At 75.5% G+C, this 16,956-nt stretch carries 15 protein-coding genes; 5 read left to right on the top strand and 10 right to left on the bottom strand.

Annotation, left to right across the window (positions count from 1 at the left end; translation table 11 throughout):
* Positions 1-81 precede the first annotated feature (81 nt).
* Positions 82-882 (top strand): CAP domain-containing protein, encoded by an 801-nt coding sequence (locus CS2_RS08475; RefSeq protein ID WP_070319640.1) that lies wholly within the window; start codon positions 82-84, stop codon positions 880-882.
* Positions 883-910: 28 nt separating this feature from the next.
* On the opposite strand, the gene CS2_RS08470 is transcribed toward CS2_RS08475, so the two are convergent.
* Together CS2_RS08470 and CS2_RS08465 are read right to left on the bottom strand one after the other, a co-directional pair.
* The gene (locus CS2_RS08470; protein WP_082739990.1) at positions 911-1,201 is read right to left on the bottom strand and encodes a DUF2530 domain-containing protein; all 291 of its coding nucleotides are present in this window, start codon (positions 1,199-1,201) and stop codon (positions 911-913) included.
* Positions 1,202-1,251: 50 nt separating this feature from the next.
* On the bottom strand, positions 1,252-1,821 hold the full coding sequence (locus CS2_RS08465; RefSeq protein WP_070319639.1) for an arsenate reductase/protein-tyrosine-phosphatase family protein: 570 nt from the start codon (positions 1,819-1,821) through the stop codon (positions 1,252-1,254).
* Positions 1,822-1,962: 141 nt separating this feature from the next.
* On the opposite strand from CS2_RS08465, the gene CS2_RS08460 reads away from it, so the two are divergent.
* From CS2_RS08460 to CS2_RS08450, 3 genes are all read left to right on the top strand, one after another.
* On the top strand, positions 1,963-3,849 hold the full coding sequence (locus tag CS2_RS08460) for a DUF4012 domain-containing protein (protein WP_070319638.1): 1,887 nt from the start codon (positions 1,963-1,965) through the stop codon (positions 3,847-3,849).
* Positions 3,850-3,928: 79 nt separating this feature from the next.
* Positions 3,929-4,489, top strand: coding sequence for a hypothetical protein (locus CS2_RS08455; protein WP_070319637.1), 561 nt, complete (start codon positions 3,929-3,931; stop codon positions 4,487-4,489).
* Between the two features lie 135 nt (positions 4,490-4,624).
* A complete protein-coding gene (locus CS2_RS08450) occupies positions 4,625-6,232 on the top strand; it encodes a tyrosine-protein kinase domain-containing protein (protein WP_082739988.1) in 1,608 nt (535 codons plus the stop codon).
* Between the two features lie 111 nt (positions 6,233-6,343).
* On the opposite strand, the gene CS2_RS08445 is transcribed toward CS2_RS08450, so the two are convergent.
* Genes CS2_RS08445 through CS2_RS08410 form a run of 8 tightly spaced genes read right to left on the bottom strand, consistent with a single transcriptional unit; the run spans position 6,344 to position 14,987 of the window.
* On the bottom strand, positions 6,344-7,420 hold the full coding sequence (locus CS2_RS08445) for a glycosyltransferase (protein ID WP_134851982.1): 1,077 nt from the start codon (positions 7,418-7,420) through the stop codon (positions 6,344-6,346).
* A gap of 22 nt (positions 7,421-7,442) precedes the next feature.
* The gene (locus tag CS2_RS08440; protein WP_163276197.1) at positions 7,443-8,570 is read right to left on the bottom strand and encodes an EpsG family protein; all 1,128 of its coding nucleotides are present in this window, start codon (positions 8,568-8,570) and stop codon (positions 7,443-7,445) included.
* Entirely contained in the window at positions 8,567-9,319 is a 753-nt protein-coding gene (locus tag CS2_RS08435; protein ID WP_070319634.1) for a glycosyltransferase family 2 protein, read from the bottom strand. The genes CS2_RS08440 and CS2_RS08435 overlap by 4 nt, the downstream gene beginning before the upstream one ends.
* Positions 9,316-10,257 (bottom strand): glycosyltransferase family 2 protein, encoded by a 942-nt coding sequence (locus CS2_RS08430; RefSeq protein ID WP_070319633.1) that lies wholly within the window; start codon positions 10,255-10,257, stop codon positions 9,316-9,318. The genes CS2_RS08435 and CS2_RS08430 overlap by 4 nt, the downstream gene beginning before the upstream one ends.
* Positions 10,254-11,558, bottom strand: coding sequence for a lipopolysaccharide biosynthesis protein (locus CS2_RS08425; RefSeq protein ID WP_070319632.1), 1,305 nt, complete (start codon positions 11,556-11,558; stop codon positions 10,254-10,256). The genes CS2_RS08430 and CS2_RS08425 overlap by 4 nt, the downstream gene beginning before the upstream one ends.
* A complete protein-coding gene (locus CS2_RS18810; protein WP_070319631.1) occupies positions 11,555-12,661 on the bottom strand; it encodes a hypothetical protein in 1,107 nt (368 codons plus the stop codon). The genes CS2_RS08425 and CS2_RS18810 overlap by 4 nt, the downstream gene beginning before the upstream one ends.
* Positions 12,658-13,506, bottom strand: coding sequence for a glycosyltransferase family 2 protein (locus CS2_RS08415; protein WP_070319630.1), 849 nt, complete (start codon positions 13,504-13,506; stop codon positions 12,658-12,660). The genes CS2_RS18810 and CS2_RS08415 overlap by 4 nt, the downstream gene beginning before the upstream one ends.
* Entirely contained in the window at positions 13,503-14,987 is a 1,485-nt protein-coding gene (locus CS2_RS08410) for a sugar transferase (RefSeq protein WP_070319629.1), read from the bottom strand. Before CS2_RS08410 ends, CS2_RS08415 begins: the two co-directional genes overlap by 4 nt.
* A gap of 401 nt (positions 14,988-15,388) precedes the next feature.
* Here CS2_RS08410 and CS2_RS08405 point away from each other — a divergent pair, with 401 nt between their 5' ends.
* Positions 15,389-16,870 (top strand): NCS2 family permease, encoded by a 1,482-nt coding sequence (locus CS2_RS08405; RefSeq protein ID WP_046530171.1) that lies wholly within the window; start codon positions 15,389-15,391, stop codon positions 16,868-16,870.
* The last annotated feature ends 86 nt before the right edge of the window (positions 16,871-16,956 follow it).

The raw sequence follows: 16,956 nt of genomic DNA, 5'->3' as shown, positions 1-16,956 counted from the left end.
CCCGTGCGGACGTGCGCGGACGCGGTGCCGCGGGATCCGGACGAACTACCACCAAAGGTCACGATCAGGTAACATCCGGCTGTGCCCGACGCCCGACGACGTGACCTCCGCCGCTGGCACGACCGCCGCCGTCGGCGCGGGCCCGCAGGCGCGCTGACGGGCGGCCTCGCGGTCGTCGCCGTGGCGTCCGCGATCGTCCTGGCCACCGCGCCCGGCGCGTCGGCGCCGACCGGGCCCGCCACGTCCGCGCTCGCCCCCGACGGGCCCGCCGACCGTCAGGACGCCGCGTCGCGCAGCGCCGAGCGCACCGATGAGGCGGAGCCGGCCGCGCCGCAGAGCGACCCGACGTCGTCCGACGGTGCCGAGGTTGCGCCGGACCCCGCTCCCGACGGGTCCGGCCCGGCCGCACCCGGGGTGGACGGGGCCGCGTCCGGCGGGGACGGGGCCGCCGCACCCGCACCCGGGCCCGCTGCCGAGCCCGAGCCGCAACCGGCGGCCGCCGTGGCCTCCGCCGACGACCCGGGCGCCGCGATGGCCGCCGACGTCGTCACGCTGACCAACGAGCGTCGCGCCGAGGCCGGGCTCGCGCCGCTCGGGGTCTCCGCGTGCGCCACCGAGCAGGCGGTCGCGCGCGCCGGCGTCCTGGTCGCGGAGGGGCGGTTCGAGCACGACCCGCTCGGCCCCGTCCTCGACGCCTGCCGTGCGGGCACCGTCGGGGAGAACCTGTCGCTCGGCTACCCGTCCGCGCAGGCCGCCATGGCCGGCTGGATGGGCTCGCCGGGGCACCGCGAGAACATCCTGCGGGCGTCGTACGCGCATGTCGGCGTCGGCTGCGTGCCGGGCGGCCGGGGCTGGCTGTGCGCGCAGGTGTTCGTCGGCTGACGCACCCGGGCGCACGCCGCGTGGGGCCTCAGGCGGCGTCGCGGTGCGGCGCGGGGGCGATCATCGCGCCCGTGCCGTCGGGCGACAGCCGCCCGTTGCGACGCGCCCACAGGATGCCGACGAGCCCCAGCACGACACCCGAGGCGCACACCGCGAACCAGCGCAGCGGCGCGACGTCGAGCAGCCACAGCACGCCCATCACCACGAGCGCGGCACCCCACAGGGCCGTCCCCGTCCCCATCACCCGCGCGAGGTCGACGTCGATCGGCGGCGGCGGCGTGCGCCGCGGGTGCATCAGGGTGTCGACGAGGGGGGGCACGCCCCGATCGTAGTCCGGGATGCCGGGGGCCCGGCCCGGCGGCGCGGTCGTCAGCGCAGCAGCGCCGTCGCCAGCGCGTCCACGGCCGGGGCCAGCGACGCGAACGACGCGCGGTACACGGCGTCGCCGCGGCCGATCGGGTCCTCGACGTCGTCGACGCCCGCGCCCGCCGCGGGGCGTGCGGCCGCCGCCAGCGCCGGCAGGGCGCGCAGCCGCTCACCGGGCGTCGCGCCCGCGTCGCGCAGCGCCGCCGGGTCCACGTGGGGCAGCAGCCGGGCCAGCTCGAGCAGGGTGAACGTGCGGCGTACGGCGGCCGGCGCGAGCTGCACGACGGCCGACCGGTGGCCGCGCGTCAGGGCCAGCACGAGGTCCGCGCGGGCGACGAGACCGGCGTCGAGCTGCCGCGCCGCGAACCCGTCGACGTCGGCGCCCGCGCCCGTCAGCAGGGGCACCATCGGCGCGGAGACGGGGTGCCCCACGACGGCGTGCGTCCCCGCCGACGCGACCACGACGTCCGTCCCCGCGAGCCGGGCCGCGAGCAGCCGCTCGACCGCGGGGGACCGGCAGATGTTGCCCGTGCAGACCGCCACCACGAGCGCGGGGTCGGGAGGCGTCGTCATGCGGCCCCATCATGCCGGACGGCCCGTGCGGGCGGACGTCGGTCGCACCGGACGCGGACAGCGCCCGGTTCGTACGGTTAGCATCGCCGACGACGCGTCGGCGACACCCCTCCGGCGCGCAGGGGGCGAAGGGGGCTGGGTGTGACGCACCCGGGTTGGGGTTCGCAGTGGTCGGGCCAGGCGGTCCCGCGGCCGCGCACGGCGCAGGACCCGCGCTCGGCGCGTCGACGTCCGGCGGGCGCGCGGCCCGCACGACGCCGCCGCCGGGGCACGCGCCGGCGCGCGGTCCTGCTCGCCGTCGCGGGGCTCCTCGTGCTGGTCGTCGTCGCGGTGGCGTGGCTCGCGTGGGACGCGGTCCGCGCGCGCAGCGACCTCGAGACGGCGCGCGACGCGGTCGCGCGCCTGCAGGACCAGGTGGTCGCCGGCGACGTCGAGGGCGCGCGTGCGACGCTGCCGGCCCTGCGGGAGCACGCCGCGGCCGCGCACCGCCGCACCACGGGGCCGCTGTGGTCGGTGGCGGGCGCCGTGCCGTGGGCGGGGCCGAACGTCCGGGCCGTGCAGGCCGTCACCGAGGCGGTGGACGAGCTCGCGCAGCACGCGCTGCCGCCGCTGGTGGAGGCGACGGCCCTGGTCGACCCGGCGGCCCTGCGGCCCGTCGACGGGCGCGTCGACGTGGCACCGCTCGCGGACGTCGCGTCGCAGGTCGCGGCGGCCGACGTCGCCGTGCGGGCCACGCTCGACCGCTTGGAGCAGGTCGACACGGGTGCCGTGGTCGCGCCCGTCGCGGAGCCGGTGGGCGCGCTGCGCGACCAGCTCGCGCGCGTGGCCGCGGACACCGGGACGGCGGCGCGCGCGGCCGCGCTGCTGCCGCCCATGCTCGGCGGCGACGGCCCCCGGCAGTACCTGGTCCTCGTGCAGAACAACGCCGAGCCGCGCGCGACGGGCGGCATCTCCGGGGCGGTGCTGCTGCTGCGGGCCGAGGACGGGCGCCTCGAGGTCGTCGAGCAGCGCAGCGGCAACGAGCTCACGGGCCTGGACGACCCCGACGCGGAGCTCAGCCTGGCCGAGCAGGACCTCTTCGGCCCCCTGCTCGTGACCGACATGCGTGACGTCAACTTCACGCCGGACTTCCCGCGGTCCGCGCAGCTCGCGCGCGGGCTGTGGGCACGGGCCACGGGCACGCAGGTCGACGGCGTGCTGTCGGTCGACCCGGTCGCCCTCGCGCTGGTCCTGCGCGCGACCGGGCCCGTGACCCTGGCCGACGGCTCCACGCTGGGCGCCGACGACGCCGTGGGGGTCCTCCTCAACGACGTCTACCTGCGCTTCCCGGAGCCCGCACGGCAGGACGCGTACTTCGCCGACGCGGCGTCGGCGGTGTTCTCGGCGGTGAGCAGCGGGCAGGGCGAGCCGGCGGGCGTCGTCGACGCGCTCGCGGAGGCGGCGCGGCGGGGTCGGCTGCTCGTGTGGTCGGCGGACGCCGACCTGCAGGCGCACCTCGCGGGCACGGTGCTGGCGGGCGAGCTGCGCGGCCGCGCGGGGGACAGCCCCGTGGTGGGCCTGTACCTCAACGACGGCACGCAGGCGAAGCTCGGCTACTACCTCGACGTCGACGCGCAGGTCGCGTCGACCGCGTGCGTCGACGGGGACGCGCAGCGCATCGCGCTGACGGCGACGTACCGCTACGCGCCCCCCGCCGACGTGGCGTCGCTGCCGCCGTACGTGCTCGGTCTGGACGGCGTCGTGCCTCCCGGCGACTTCCGGACGAACGTCCTGCTCTATCTTCCCGAGGGGGCTTTTCTGGAGGACATCATGGTGGACGGTCGACCAGTTGAGGTGCACGCGCAGGCGCACGACGGACTCGCCGTGGCCGCTCTCACCTGGACATTCTCTCCTGGTCAGTCGTTCACATTGACGGCCAATTTGGTCAGTGGTCCAGAACAGTCCGGCGAGGTGCTTCTGAGGGGCACCCCGACCGCGTCGGGTTTCGATCATGTGTCATCTGTTTCCAAGTGCGCGGATCGCGGTTAGCCTCGTCTCGACACCGCGGTCCGGGGTGAGGAAATCGACCCCGGACCCGCCCATGTCGTCGCACCAGGGGGGCAATTCCATGAAGATCCGTCGCACCGCTGCCGTGACCCTCACGGCCGCCGCGCTCGCGCTGCTTCCCAGCGCTGCCTTCGGGTACGGCGCCGCGGACTACAGCAACACCGGGACGGCGTCGACCACGACCCCGACCGTCGGCCAGCCCTTCACCATCACGGTCCAGGGCCCCGCCAACACCCCGGTGATCATCACCATCACCACCAACCCGGCGTCGATCCCCGACTCCGCGATCACGATCGCCGGCACCAAGGCGCTCACCAAGACGACCAGCGCCTCCGGCGCCGTCTCGTTCACGGTGACGCTGAGCCAGCCGGGCACCTACACGGCGATCATCACCGACGGCGTCTCGGGCGAGGCGCTGTCCACGCAGACGTTCGTGGTCCCCGGCCCCGCGGCAGGGGGCGCGGGATCTGCGGCGGGCACGGGCGGGTCGTCGAGCCGGGGCTGGCTGAGCCAGACCGGCTCGGACCCGCTGCCGATCGCGCTCGGGGCGGGCGCGCTGCTCGCCGCGGGTGCCGGCGCGGCCGTGTACGCGCGGCAGCGCCGTCAGTCCCACCAGAGCTGACCGCAGGACACCGCGCGGGCGGTGGTCGACGGTCACGGGAGGCACCTCCCGTGGCCGCCGTGCCACCGCCCGCGCGACCGTCCGCAGGCAACGTCCCTGCGGCCCGGCGTGCCCGACGACCCCAGGGAGCAGCACATGGACCTGCGTGACTACGTGTCCGTCCTCCGCAAGCGGTGGGTGGTGGTCGCGCTGGCCGTCGCGGTGGGCCTGCTCGCCGCCCTCGGCGTCAACGTGCTCACCACGCCGGTGTACACCGCCGCGACGCAGCTGTACGTGTCGGTGCCGGCCGCGAGCACGACGGCCGACCTGCTGCAGGGGTCGAGCTTCACGCGTCAGCAGGTCGCGTCCTACACCAAGCTCGTCACGACCCCCACCGTCCTCGGGCCCGTGATCGACGACCTCGCGCTGGACATGCGCGCCGACGACCTCGCGCAGCGGGTCGAGGTCGACTCCCCGCTGAACTCGTCGCTCATCAACATCCGCGTGAGCGACGAGTCGCCGGCCGTGGCGGCCGCGCTGGCCAACGCGATCTCCGAGCAGTTCCGCACGGTCGTCGTGGACATCGAGCGGCCCGACGGGGGCGGGGCGTCCACGGTCAAGCTGACGATCGTCCGGGACGCCGCCGCGCCGTCGGCACCGTCGGCGCCGAACACCCGGCTGGTCCTGCTGCTGGGGCTCGTGGGCGGTCTGGTCGTGGGGGTCGCGGGGGCGCTCGTGCGCGAGGTCCTCGACACGCGCATCCGGGACGAGGCCGGCGTTGCCCAGGTCACCGACAGCGCGGTCATCGGGGTGATCGTCTACGACGAGGACGCCGCCTCGAGACCGCTCATCGTGCAGTCCGACCCGCACAGCCCGCGCGCCGAGGCATTTCGCCGCCTGCGGACCAACGTGCAGTTCCTGGACGTCGCCGACCGGCCCAGCTCGATCGTCGTGACGTCCTCGCTGCCCGGCGAGGGGAAATCCACGACCACCATCAATCTCGCGATCGCGCTCGCGGACGCGGGAACGCGCGTCGCGCTCGTCGACGCGGACCTGCGCCGACCGTCGGTCGCGCGTTACCTGGGAATCGAGGGAGAGGTCGGGCTGACGACCGTCCTCATCGGCCGCGCCACGCTGGAGGACGTCGTCCAGCCGTTCGGCAACGGGTTCCTCGACGTGCTCCCGGCGGGTCAGATCCCCCCGAACCCGAGCGAGCTGCTCGGGTCGAAGGCGATGACCGCGCTGCTGGCGCGCCTGGTCTCGCAGTACGACGTCGTGCTGCTCGACGCCCCACCGCTGCTCCCCGTCACGGACGCGGCGGTGCTGAGCCGGTCCGCTGGCGGCGCGATCGTGCTCGTCGGCGCCGGGGTGGTGACCCGCGGGCAGCTCGCGGAGTCGATGGGTGCGCTGTCGAAGGTCGACGCCCACGTGCTGGGTGTCGTCGTCAACCGCGAGCCCCGCCGGCAGGGCGAGTCGTCGTACCGGTACTACCGCTACGGGGCGCCCGAGCCCGTCACGGACCGCGGGCGCGCAGGGCGGCGCTCCGGGGGCGTGGGCAGCAGGTGGCCCGGGCGTCAGGCGACCGACGGTGCAGGTGGTGCGCAGGGGGAGGCGCCTGCGCCGTCGTCCGGGGCGCCGGGTCCGGCGACGACGCCGGACCCGGCCGGGGGAGTCGCGGTGCCCTGGGAGCCGGTGCTGACCGTGGACGCCGGGGCCGAGGCCGAGCAGCGTGAGGTCCGACCCCACCACGCGCGCAGGCGGTGACGCGCCGCGCCGCCCGCCGGGGCGGCGCGCGTGGGCGGGCGGACCGCGGGCCCCGGTGCTGGACGAGCGGGACCGGTAGACAGGACGGCGGGCGACGGGGCGGTGGAGCGGTCAGCGCGCCGTGCGAGCGGGCGACGCCTGCGTGGCGCGCGTGCACACGTCGGCGAACCTGTCGGCCACGCCGGCCGTGGTGAACTCCTGGCGGGCGCGCTCGCGCGCGGCCAGCCCGAGGTCGACGCGCAGCTGCGGGTCGCGCAACGCGCGCAGACCGGTCGTGAGCGCCGCGAGGTCACCGGGCGGCACCAGCACGCCCGTGCCGCCGAGCGCCCACCGCACGGGCGGCACGTCGGACGCGACCACGGCCCGCCCCGCGAGCATGGCGTCGACGAGCTTGGCCGGCAGCTGTCCCTCCGAGTACACGGTGCGGACGCTGGGGATCACCACCACGTCCGAGTCCGCCACGAGGCGGCGGCCCTCGTCGAGCGACGTGACCCCGACCCAGCGCTCCCACGGCGCGGGACGCCGCGGGGCGGGGGCGGTGAGCGTCAGCCGGAAGCCCTCGCCCGCGAGCCCGGCGACCGCCCGGCGCAGCTGCGCGACGCCCTTGTGCGCGCGCACGGTCCCGACGAACGCGACGCGGACCTCGCCGTCGGGTCGCGGCGCGACCCAGTCGTCGGCGGGCGGGACGGGGCGGACGTGCGGGATCACGTCCGCCCCGTACGTCGCCGCCAGGTGCGGGTTGCTCGCGATCGCCGGCACGGTCCTGGCCAGGACGCGCATGCGGCGCATGCCCGCCATGTACCGCGCCTTGAGGAGCTCCCGGGCGACGCGCTTCGCGGTGCTCGTCACGGAGTAGCCGCTCGTGAGCGCGAGCTCCAGGTCGGGGTCGTCGACGTCGAGCAGCACCGGGCGGTCCAGACGTCGGGCGACCTGCACCGCGACGCCGAGCGACGTCGGGAAGGGCTTGGCGGCGACCACCAGGTCGGCACCCGCGGCGAGGTCCGCAGCGGCCGCGGCGTCGGTCGCGAGGTGGCAGTCCGCCGCGAACGGCGTGCCGTCCAGCGGCCCCCACACGTGCTCGCCGCGCGTCGCGACCACGTCGCAGCGCCAGCCCAGATCCCGCGCGAGCAGCCACAGGCAGTAGACGCGCCCGAGCGAGTTGTTCGCCAGGTCGCTGGCGACGACCACGATGTGCACGAGACCCCCAGGGCTAGGAGAACGGCGTCCACGCGTAGGGCACCAGGCCCGAGAAGTTGAGGACGTAGAACGTGAAGTAGACGAGCGTCGCGGCGGACGTCACCACGAGGTACGTCGTGCGCGCGCCGCCCGCCGGCACCGCACGCGCCGCGAGCGGGATCAGCACGGGCGTGAACAGCCCGAAGTAGTCGTCGAGCCGCAGCGTCCACATGGCCGACGCGCTCACCAGCCACGCGCACGTCCCGAACGTCGTCATCCACAGCGCCGTCGTCAGGGGACGGTCCAGCTCGCGCCCGCGCAGCAGCCGGTGGGTCGCGACCAGCAGGACGACGCGGTAGCCGGCCGCGAGCAGCACCCCGAGCCCGCCGCCGCGCTGGTTGAGGTAACGCGCGAACTCCTCGTTGAGCAGCGCGGCGGCCTGCGCCACGACCGGCAGCGCGACGATGACCGACGCCGCCACGAGGCACGCCGCCAGCGCGACGTACATCGTCCGCCACGCGAACGGCAGCAGCGACGCCGCGACGACAGCGACGACGAACAGCGGGCTCGAGCTGTGGATCGAGATGCCCACCGCGCCGACGACCACGGCGACCACCCGGTGGGTCCGCCACAGCGAGAACGCGTAGAGCAGCACGGCGGCCGCGAGGCTCTGCCGCACGAGGTTCATCGACCCGAGGTAGTAGCCCATCGCGACCCACAGCACGAGCGACGCGTGCGGGACCGGGCTGAGCCGCCGGTAGGCGCCGTACGTCAGGCCCGTCACCAGGACCGCGCAGACGAGGAACAGCAGGCGGGGGTCGTCGCTGACCTGCCGCAGGCCGTACGACAGCAGCGCGAAGCCCGGCTCGAACCGGGACACCTCGAGCGTCGCCGCGAGGTCGTGCGGGTCGACCTCGGTGAGGTAGGTGCGCGCGTACAGGTCGAAGTCGCTGCCCACGTACCACCGCAGGCCCGAGAACAGCGCGAGCGCGGCGCACGCGACCAGCACGAACGGGTCCGGCACGGCACGCAGGCCGGCGCGTGGCCGGTCGGGCCCGGCCGGCCGCGCCGCCGCGATCCCGCGGGTCACGGCGAGCCCGGTCAGGGCGGTGACCGTCACGAGCAGCAGCAGCGTGAGGTACGGCGTGAGCGACGTGATCACGGGCGCAGCCACCCCCGGGCGGCGAGCCGCGCCAGGGCGTACGGGTCGCGCGCGACGCGCAGCCCGTGCTTGCGCATGATCCGGCGCAGCGCGTGCGCGCGCACGGTCGTCGCGCCCTCCGAGATGCTGTCGGGCTGGCGGCGCACCTCGACGAGCACCTCCGGCACGTGGACGAACCGCGTGCCGTGCGCCAGCAGCGTCAGCCACAGGTCCCAGTCCTGGAAACGGCGCAGGTCCTCGTCGAACCCGACCGCGGCGACGGCCTCCCGGTCTGCCAGCACGGTCTGCGTCGAGGCGACGTTCGTGCGCAGCATGCTGCGGTCGGGCCGGGGCACGACGCCCGCGGGGACCACGGTGCTGCTGCCGTCCAGGCTCGTGAGACGGTGGCTCGCGAAGACGACGCGGCCCGGGCCGGCGTGCGGCGCGAGGCGCTCGAGGAACCGCGGCGACCAGACGTCGTCCGAGTCCTGGAAGGCCACCAGGTCGGTCGCGCACGCGGCGACGCCGAGGTTGCGCGCGCGGGGTGCGCCGACGCCGCCGGTGCGCAGCACCTCCAGGCGCGGGTCCTCGCGTCGGCAGGCCTCGAGGTACTCGGCCGTGCCGTCGGTCGAGCCGTCGTCCACCACGACGACCCGCGCCGCGGGGAGCGTCTGGTGGCGCACGCTGTCGAGCGCCGCGGGCAGGGTCGTCAGCCGGTCGCGCGTGGGCAGCACGACGCCGATCGTGCGGGCGGTCGTCGTCGCGGTCATGCGGCGCGCCGTCCCCCGGGGGCCGCCGCGAGCGCCCGCCGGGCGGTGTCGACGGTCGCGACGGCCGCGAACCGCGCCCACACGGCACCGGTCACGGCCGCCCGCACGGGCACCGGCGCGCCGCCGTGGGTGCGGTAGTACCGCGCCATGCTGCGGTGGAAGTGGTAGTTGAGCCGCACCGAGCGCACGCCCGCGCTGCCGCCCTTGAGGTGGGTCGAGCTGACGGTCCCGTCGTACACGACGCGCCACCCCGCACGGCGGAACCGCGTGCACCAGTCGAGGTCCTCGCCGTACATCCAGTAGGCCTCGTCGAGCAGGCCGACCTCGGCCAGCGCGCTCGTGCGCACGAGCATGAACGCGCCGTTGACCGCGTCGACGTCACCGCTCGCGTGCTCGTCGAGGTCCGGTGCCGTGTACCGCCCGCCGCGCCGCCCCACGACCCGCGCGGCGAAGTAGCGTGCGGCCTCCAGCGGCGACGGGATCATGCGCTTGGCCGCGTGGTCGAGCGTGCCGTCGGCCGTCAGCAGGCGGCACCCCAGCACGCCCACGTCCGGCTCTGCGGCGAGCCGCGCGAGCAGGTGGTCGACCGTGCCGGCGTGCAGCTCGCAGTCGGGGTTGAGCAGCAGCACCACCGGCGCGTGCACCGACCGCAGCACGAGGTTGTTGGCGACCGCGAACCCCGGGTTGTCGGGACGCACCGTGACGGCCACGTCGGGGTAGCGCGCGCGGACGTGCTCGACGGTCCCGTCGGTCGAGCCGTTGTCGACCACGTGCACCCGCGTGCCCGGCGGCGTGTGCGCGAGCGCGGAGCCCAGGCACCTGTCCACCAGGTCGCGCGACCGGTAGGTCACGACCACGACCTCCAGCGGCGGGACGGCGGTGCCGGCCGGGGCGGGGGCCGGGAGCCCGGTCGTGCCCGTCGTCGTCTGCTCGCTCATCGCGTGCCCTCCGTCCGCTCGGCGGCGTGCACGGCGCCCAGGGCCGGCACGGTCTCGTGCCCGGTCGCGGGGGCCGGGGGCGTCTGCTGCAGCGTCGTCGCGTCGTGCGCGCGCACCTGGTGGACGACGACCGCGAGGTTGCCGAGGTACGCGACGACCGTGGTCGCGGCGAAGACGGCGACGACGGTCGTCAGCGACCCGGTGGCGGCGGCCGCCGCGGCGCTCGCGCCCCCGCTGAGGGCGAGCCGGCCGGCCTGGACGCGCAGCAGCGCGCGCTCGGCACCGATCATCACGAGCAGCGGGTTGAGCGGGGCGACGAGGAGCTGCAGCGCGACGGGCAGCGCGAGCAGCCGCAGCACGTCCTTGACCGGTTCCCAGCCGGGGCCGAAGAACCAGTCCGACCCGAGCGGCGCCACGAGGGCGAGGCCGACCGCCACGGTGACCGAGAGCGCCGCGAGGGCCCGCCCGACGGCGCGCACCTCGGCGAGCAGCGACGTCCCGGTCAGCAGCGCGCGCGAGAAGCGCACCTGCACCGCCTGCGCGACGCCCTGCCCGATGAGCGAGGCGGGCGCTCCCGTGACGCGCTGCGCCGCCCCCACGTAGCCGGCCGCCGCCGCGCCCAGGAACCCGCCCGACACCAGCATGAGCAGCTGCAGGACCGTGCTCGACAGCAGCCCCGACAGCACGGTGCGCACCGCGCGGGCACCGCCGAACGGGAGGTCGAACGTGTCCTCGGGCTGCGGCGCGGCGACGGCCCGGCGCGGTCGCGTGAGCAGCACCGCCACGCCCCGCCCGATCCCGACCGCGGCGGCCAGCCACACCACCTGGAGCCCCGCGAGCGCGACACCCACCTGGAGCACGGCCGACAGCAGCCCGGCGACCAGGTTGCGGGTCGCGAGCGCCTGCACCTGCTGCGCGCGGATCAGCCGGGCGTTGTCGATGCTGACCCAGCCGTAGACGAGCACGAGCGTCGCGGCCATCGCGGTCATCAGGGCGGCGTCGGCGCGCCCGGTGAGCGCGAGGTACGTGCACGCCGCGACGAATCCGCCCGTGACGGCGAGCGTCGAGGCGACGGCGCGCCGCAGCAGGGTGCGGACGCGGTCGTCGGCGCGGGTCGCCGGCAGCACGAGCTCGATGCGCAGCGTCGCGACGGGCTGCACGAGGGTCGCAGCGGCGAGCGCAAGCTGGTACGCCCCGAACACGCCGGGGTCGTAGTGCCGCGTCAGCACCGGGATCACGGCGACGAGGCTCAGCTGCCCGAGCGCCTGCGCGCCGATGAGCCGCGCGCTCTGCCACCTCACGCCGCCACCCCGGTGACCGCCCCGGTGCTCCTGCGCCCGCCCGTGGCGCGACCGTCGACGACGGAGGCCCGGACCGCGTCCTCCATCTCGCGCACCCAGCCGGCCGCGCGCTCGCGGACCGTCGCGAGGCCGGCGCCGTGCGTGAGCGCGCCGTCGAGGAACCCGCGCACCTCGGCCGTGCCGCTGGCGGGGGCGTCGAGGACGCACGGCGGCAGGCCGGCGGCGTCGAGCGTGCGCCCGATCTTGACGTCGGGCGTCGGCACGAGGCCGGCCGGCGACGCGCCCTCGGTGAAGCCGATGATGAGCGCGTGCACGCGGTTGCTCGCGACGACGGCGGCCGACCGGTACACGTCGCGCGCGGCGCGCTCGCGCTCGGCCAGGTCGACGTGCCGGTCGCCGACGTGCTCGCACCCCAGCGCGGCCGCGACCTGCTCGTTGCGCTCGACGTCGGAGGCGACCTGCGACACCACGACCGGCCGGAGCCCGCGGGACCCGGCCCAGTCGCGGACGTGCCCGAGGGCCGCCGGCGAGGGCGCCGGGCGGTCGCCCCGGAACCCGAGCGCGAGCACGGGGCGCGGCCCGTCGGCGGGACGCGAGTCCGCGTCGTCGAACGCCCAGTCGGGTGCGACCCACCCGTGGTGGTAGAGCCGTCGCGACTCGTGGTCGCGCCACACGTTGAGGGTCGCGGCCGACACGACGGCCTGGTGCGCGAGCCCCCACGGGACGATCCGGTCGCGCGCGCCGAGCCCCGCCCGCACGGTCGGCGTGCCGCGTAGGCGCCCCGCGAGCACGGCCGGCAGCGTCAGCACGGCTCGGCGGCCCTGGCTGCGGCTCGAGGCGATCTCGCCCGCGTTGAGGACGAGGGCCGCAGGCCCGCGGCCGGCGGCGCCGGCGGTCGCGGCGCGCACCCACGGCAGGAAGGACGTGTGCACCACGGAGCCGGGCGGCAGCCGCAGGCCCGCGACGTAGTCGTCGTCGGCGCGCTCCACGAGCACCACGAGCCGGCCGAGCGGCGCCACGGCCTGCACCAGGCGCCGTCGCAGCACGACGTCGCCCACGTTGTCCGCCTGGCCGGTGAGCGGCACGTACAGCGTCCGCGTCACGGGGCCTCCACCGCGTGACGGCGGGGAGCGAGCGCCCGCCAGGGCGTCGGCAGCGGTCGCGACCCGATCGTGGCGCGGCGGACGGCGTGGCGCAGGGCGCCGGGCTCGGTCGCGAGCAGCCGCCAGTGCCGCCGCACGACCCTCCGCAGCGAGCGCCGGTAGCCGGCGGTCTCCGAGATCGAGTCGGCCTGGCGGTGCAGGTGCACGAGGACCTCGTCGACGTGCACGATCTCGACGCGCCCGTGGAGCCGCAGCCACAGCTCCCAGTCCTGCACGCTGCGCAGGTGCACGTCGAACCCGCCGACGTCGCGCAGCAGCGCGGTCGGGAGCAGCACCGTCTGCGTGGAGACGAGGTTGCGGTGCAGGATGCGTCGCCGGATGTCGGGGACGTGCGCCGCGGGCAGCCGGACGACGCGGCCGTCGAGGTGCGTGACGTCGTGCGACGTGAAGGCGAGGACGTCGGGACGTGACCGGACGACGGGCAGCAGCCGCTCGAGGAACGTCGGCTCCCACTCGTCGTCGCTGTCCTGGAACGCCGTGTAGGGGGCGCGCGCGTGCGCGACGCCCCGGTTCCGGGCGCGTGGCGCCCCGCCGTTGGGCTGGACGAGGTAGCGGACCCGCGGGTCGGTGCGGGCGATGTCGGCGACGAGCTCCGCGGTGCCGTCGGTCGAGCCGTCGTCGACGACGAGCAGCTCGAGGTCGGTGACGGTCTGGGCGAGCACGCTGCGCATCGCGCGCCCCAGCACGTCCGCGCGCTGGTAGGTGGGCAGGACGACGGACACGAGCGGCACGGCGGGCTCGGTGCGCGCGGTCGGCACGTGCCCGACCGGCGGCCCGCCGGTCACCGCGCCCCCTCGGCGGCGACCATCGCGCGCGCGGTCCGCGCCAGGATCGCGACGTCGGTGAACAGCGTCCAGTTCTCGACGTACGCGACGTCCAGCCGCATGGCCGCGCGGGGGTCGAGGTTCGACCGTCCCGAGACCTGCCACAGACCGGTGAGCCCGGGCTTGACGAGCAGCCGGCGGTGCGCCGCGCGGTCGTAGGTCGCCACCTCGGCGGCGATCTGCGGCCGCGGCCCCACGAGGCTCATCTCGCCCCGCAGCACGTTGAACAGCTGCGGGAGCTCGTCGAGCGAGTACCGCCGCAGGACCCGGCCGAGCGGGGTGACGCGCGGGTCGTTCTTGGGCTTGTAGAAGGCGCCGACGTCGGCCACGCCCTCGGCGGCGAGCACCTCGGCGAGGCGGTCGTGCGCGCCGACGTGCATCGAGCGGAACTTCAGCATGCGGAACGTGCCGCCGTCCTTGCCGATCCGCTCCTGCGCGTAGAGCACCGGACCGGGGCTGGTGAGCCGCACGAGCACGGCGAGCACCAGCAGGACCGGGGCGAGCAGCAGGGTCACGGCGGCGGCGCCGCACCAGTCGAACAGCGACTTGAGCACGTACTTGGAGCCGCGGAACTGCGGTGCGTCGACGTACATGAGCGGCATGCCGTTGACGGGCTGCATGAGGACGCGTGGCCCGGCGACGTCGGTCAGGGCCATGGTCAGCGCGAGGTCCACGCCGGTGCCCTCGAGGTCCCACCCGAGCTGGCGCACGGCTTCGCGGTCCATCGCGTCGGAGCCGGCCACGGCGACGGCGGCGACGCCGTGCCGCACCGCGAGCGACGCGGCCTGCGTGTGGGTGCCCAGCACGGGCACGCCGTCGATCGAGCGCACCTCCGGCCGGGCGCCGTCGGGCAGGCAGACGCCGACGACGCGGTAGCCCGCGCCGGGGTGCCGGTGGAAGTCCCCGATGAGGTTGGCGGCCTTGTGCCAGGGCCCGATGACGAGGATCGGCACCTGGGCCTCGCCCGCGGCGCGGCGGCGGCGCAGGTCGTGCCGCCAGTACACGCGCCCGGCGAGCAGCAGCGCGAGCCCGAGCGGTGCCGCGACGCCGAGATAGCCCCGGCCGATCTCCATGCGCAGGAGGTAGGCGACGATCGCGACCCCCGCGAACAGGTGCCACGTGACCTCGAAGACCCGGGCGAACTCGGCGGACCCGCCGCCCAGGAGCCGCCGGTCGCGCGTGCGGCCCACGGCGAGCGCGGCGAACCACGTGGTGAACAGCGAGATCGAGACCGCCAGGTAGCTGGGCGAGAACTCGCCCGAGACGTAGGCGTGGCCGTCGAGCGGGAACCGCACGAGGTAGGCCACGCCGACGGCCAGCGCGAGCGCGAGCGCGTCCGTCACGGCGAGGCGCTGCGCGAGCGTGACGGACCAGGTCAGCGGTGCCGTGCGAGCGCGTCGACGTGCCAGGAACAGTGGCTGGGCGTGCGTGGTGGACGTCATTCTGCTTTACCCCCCAGTTCAAGCAGATGCTGGATGCGGACGCTATCACCGGAACCGGGCAAAGAGCGATGGGTGGGATGATTGCCCCACGAGTCGGTGGTGACCCTCTCGGGCGTCATCGCAGGTCACAGCCATGCGTGAGCGTGGTGTTCCCCTGGGCGCAACATTCATTTCACACGCGGGGGTGGCCGGCGGCGTCGCTGACGGCATTTTCTGGACGAGCGTCCTGCAATTCTGGACGGACGTCCTGCAAGAATGTGGACGTGCGTCCTGCTGCGTTTCTGGACGCACGTCCTGCGGGCGACGGGCGGCGGGCGCGCGTCCGGCGCGCGGGCGCGCGCGGAGGTCAGTGCCTGGACGTCCCATGTGTGGAGGACCTGTGCTCTGCCACACTGCGCGCCATGGCCACTACTCCCCCCGAGGAGAAGGTCGGCGACGCCCCCGCTGCCCCGCGCGGCGCGATCGACCGCTTCTTCCAGATCACCGAGCGCGGCTCGACCATCGGCAACGAGATCCGCGGCGGTCTCGTCACCTTCTTCACGATGAGCTACATCATCGTGCTCAACCCGCTCATCATCGGGACCCTGCCGGACAGCACCGGTCAGTTCCTCGGTGGCGGGGACTCCCCGAACCTCGCGATGATCGCGGCCGCCACGGCGCTGATCGCCGGCGTCCTGTCCATCACGATGGGCCTGGTCGCCAACTTCCCGATCGCGCTCGCGGCCGGCCTGGGCCTGAACGCGGTCGTCGCGTACACGATCGCGCAGCTGCCCGGCATGACCTGGGCGGACGCGATGGGCGTCGTCGTCCTCGAGGGCCTGGTCATCCTCGCCCTCGTGCTCACGGGCTTCCGCACCGCCGTCTTCCGCGCCGTGCCGCGCAGCCTCAAGGGCGCGATCGGCGTCGGCATCGGCCTGTTCATCGCCCTCATCGGCTTCGTCAACGCGGGCTTCGTGCACCAGGGGCAGGGCACGCCCCTCGAGCTCGGCACGGGCGGCTCGCTGTCCGGCTGGCCGGTCCTGGTCTTCGTGGTGGGGCTGGTCGCCGCCGTCGTCCTCCTGGTCAAGAAGGTGCGCGGCGGCCTGCTGTACGCGGTCGTCGGGACCACGGTGCTCGCGCTGGCGGTCGAGGCGTGGGCGAAGGTCGGTGCGGCCGGTGCCGACAACCCCACCGGGTGGCACCAGAACGTGCCCTCGCTGCCGGACTCCGCGTTCGCGGTGCCGGACCTGTCGCTGCTGGGCCAGTTCTCGCTGCTGGGCGCCGTCGGCAAGATCGGCGTCCTCGCGGTCGTCGTCCTGGTCTTCTCGATCCTGCTGGCCGACTTCTTCGACACGATGGGCACGATGGTCGCCGTCGGCCAGGAGGCGAAGCTGCTCGACGCCGAGGGCACCCCGCCGCGGTCGAAGCAGATCCTCGTGGTCGACTCGCTCGCCGCCGTCGCCGGCGGCATGGGCTCGGTGTCGTCGAACACCGCCTACGTCGAGTCCACGTCGGGCGTCGCCGAGGGCGCCCGCACGGGTCTGGCGTCGGTGGTGACGGGTGTCGCGTTCCTGCTCGCGACGTTCCTGTCGCCGCTCGTCGCGATGGTCCCGTCGGAGGCGGCCGCGCCGGTCCTCGTGGTCGTCGGGTTCCTCATGGTGTCGCAGGTCGCCGACCTCGACTGGAAGTCGCCCGAGGTCGCGATCCCGGCGTTCCTCACGCTCGCCCTCATGCCCTTCACCTACTCGATCTCGGTGGGCATCGGCGCGGGCTTCATCGCGTACGTGGTGGTCAAGGTCGCGCTCGGCCGGGCCCGCACGGTCCACCCGCTCATGTGGGGTGCGGCGGCGGCGTTCGTCGTCTACTTCGCGCTCGGGCCGATCCAGCAGGCGCTCGGCCTCTGACGGGTCCCACCCACCCCCGCACGGCCCGACGGGCCGGGGCGCCGCGCACCGCGCGGGGTCCCGGCCCGTCGTCGTCCGTGCGGGCG

This window comes from Cellulomonas iranensis NBRC 101100 = JCM 18110, from assembly GCF_001552375.1.
Lineage (GTDB): Bacteria > Actinomycetota > Actinomycetes > Actinomycetales > Cellulomonadaceae > Cellulomonas > Cellulomonas iranensis.
This window is presented reverse-complemented; position numbering and strand designations above follow the sequence as displayed.

What these genes read in the sequence shown, in the direction of transcription:
- CS2_RS08465 (WP_070319639.1), bottom strand. Translation starts at nt 1,821, where the DNA reads ATGACGACGCCTCCCGACCCCGCGCTCGTGGTGGCGGTCTGCACGGGC.
- CS2_RS08455 (WP_070319637.1), top strand. Translation starts at nt 3,929, where the DNA reads ATGAAGATCCGTCGCACCGCTGCCGTGACCCTCACGGCCGCCGCGCTC.
- CS2_RS08450 (WP_082739988.1), top strand. Translation starts at nt 4,625, where the DNA reads ATGGACCTGCGTGACTACGTGTCCGTCCTCCGCAAGCGGTGGGTGGTG.
- CS2_RS08435 (WP_070319634.1), bottom strand. Translation starts at nt 9,319, where the DNA reads ATGACCGCGACGACGACCGCCCGCACGATCGGCGTCGTGCTGCCCACG.
- CS2_RS08430 (WP_070319633.1), bottom strand. Translation starts at nt 10,257, where the DNA reads ATGAGCGAGCAGACGACGACGGGCACGACCGGGCTCCCGGCCCCCGCC.
- CS2_RS08410 (WP_070319629.1), bottom strand. Translation starts at nt 14,987, where the DNA reads ATGACGTCCACCACGCACGCCCAGCCACTGTTCCTGGCACGTCGACGC.
- CS2_RS08405 (WP_046530171.1), top strand. Translation starts at nt 15,389, where the DNA reads ATGGCCACTACTCCCCCCGAGGAGAAGGTCGGCGACGCCCCCGCTGCC.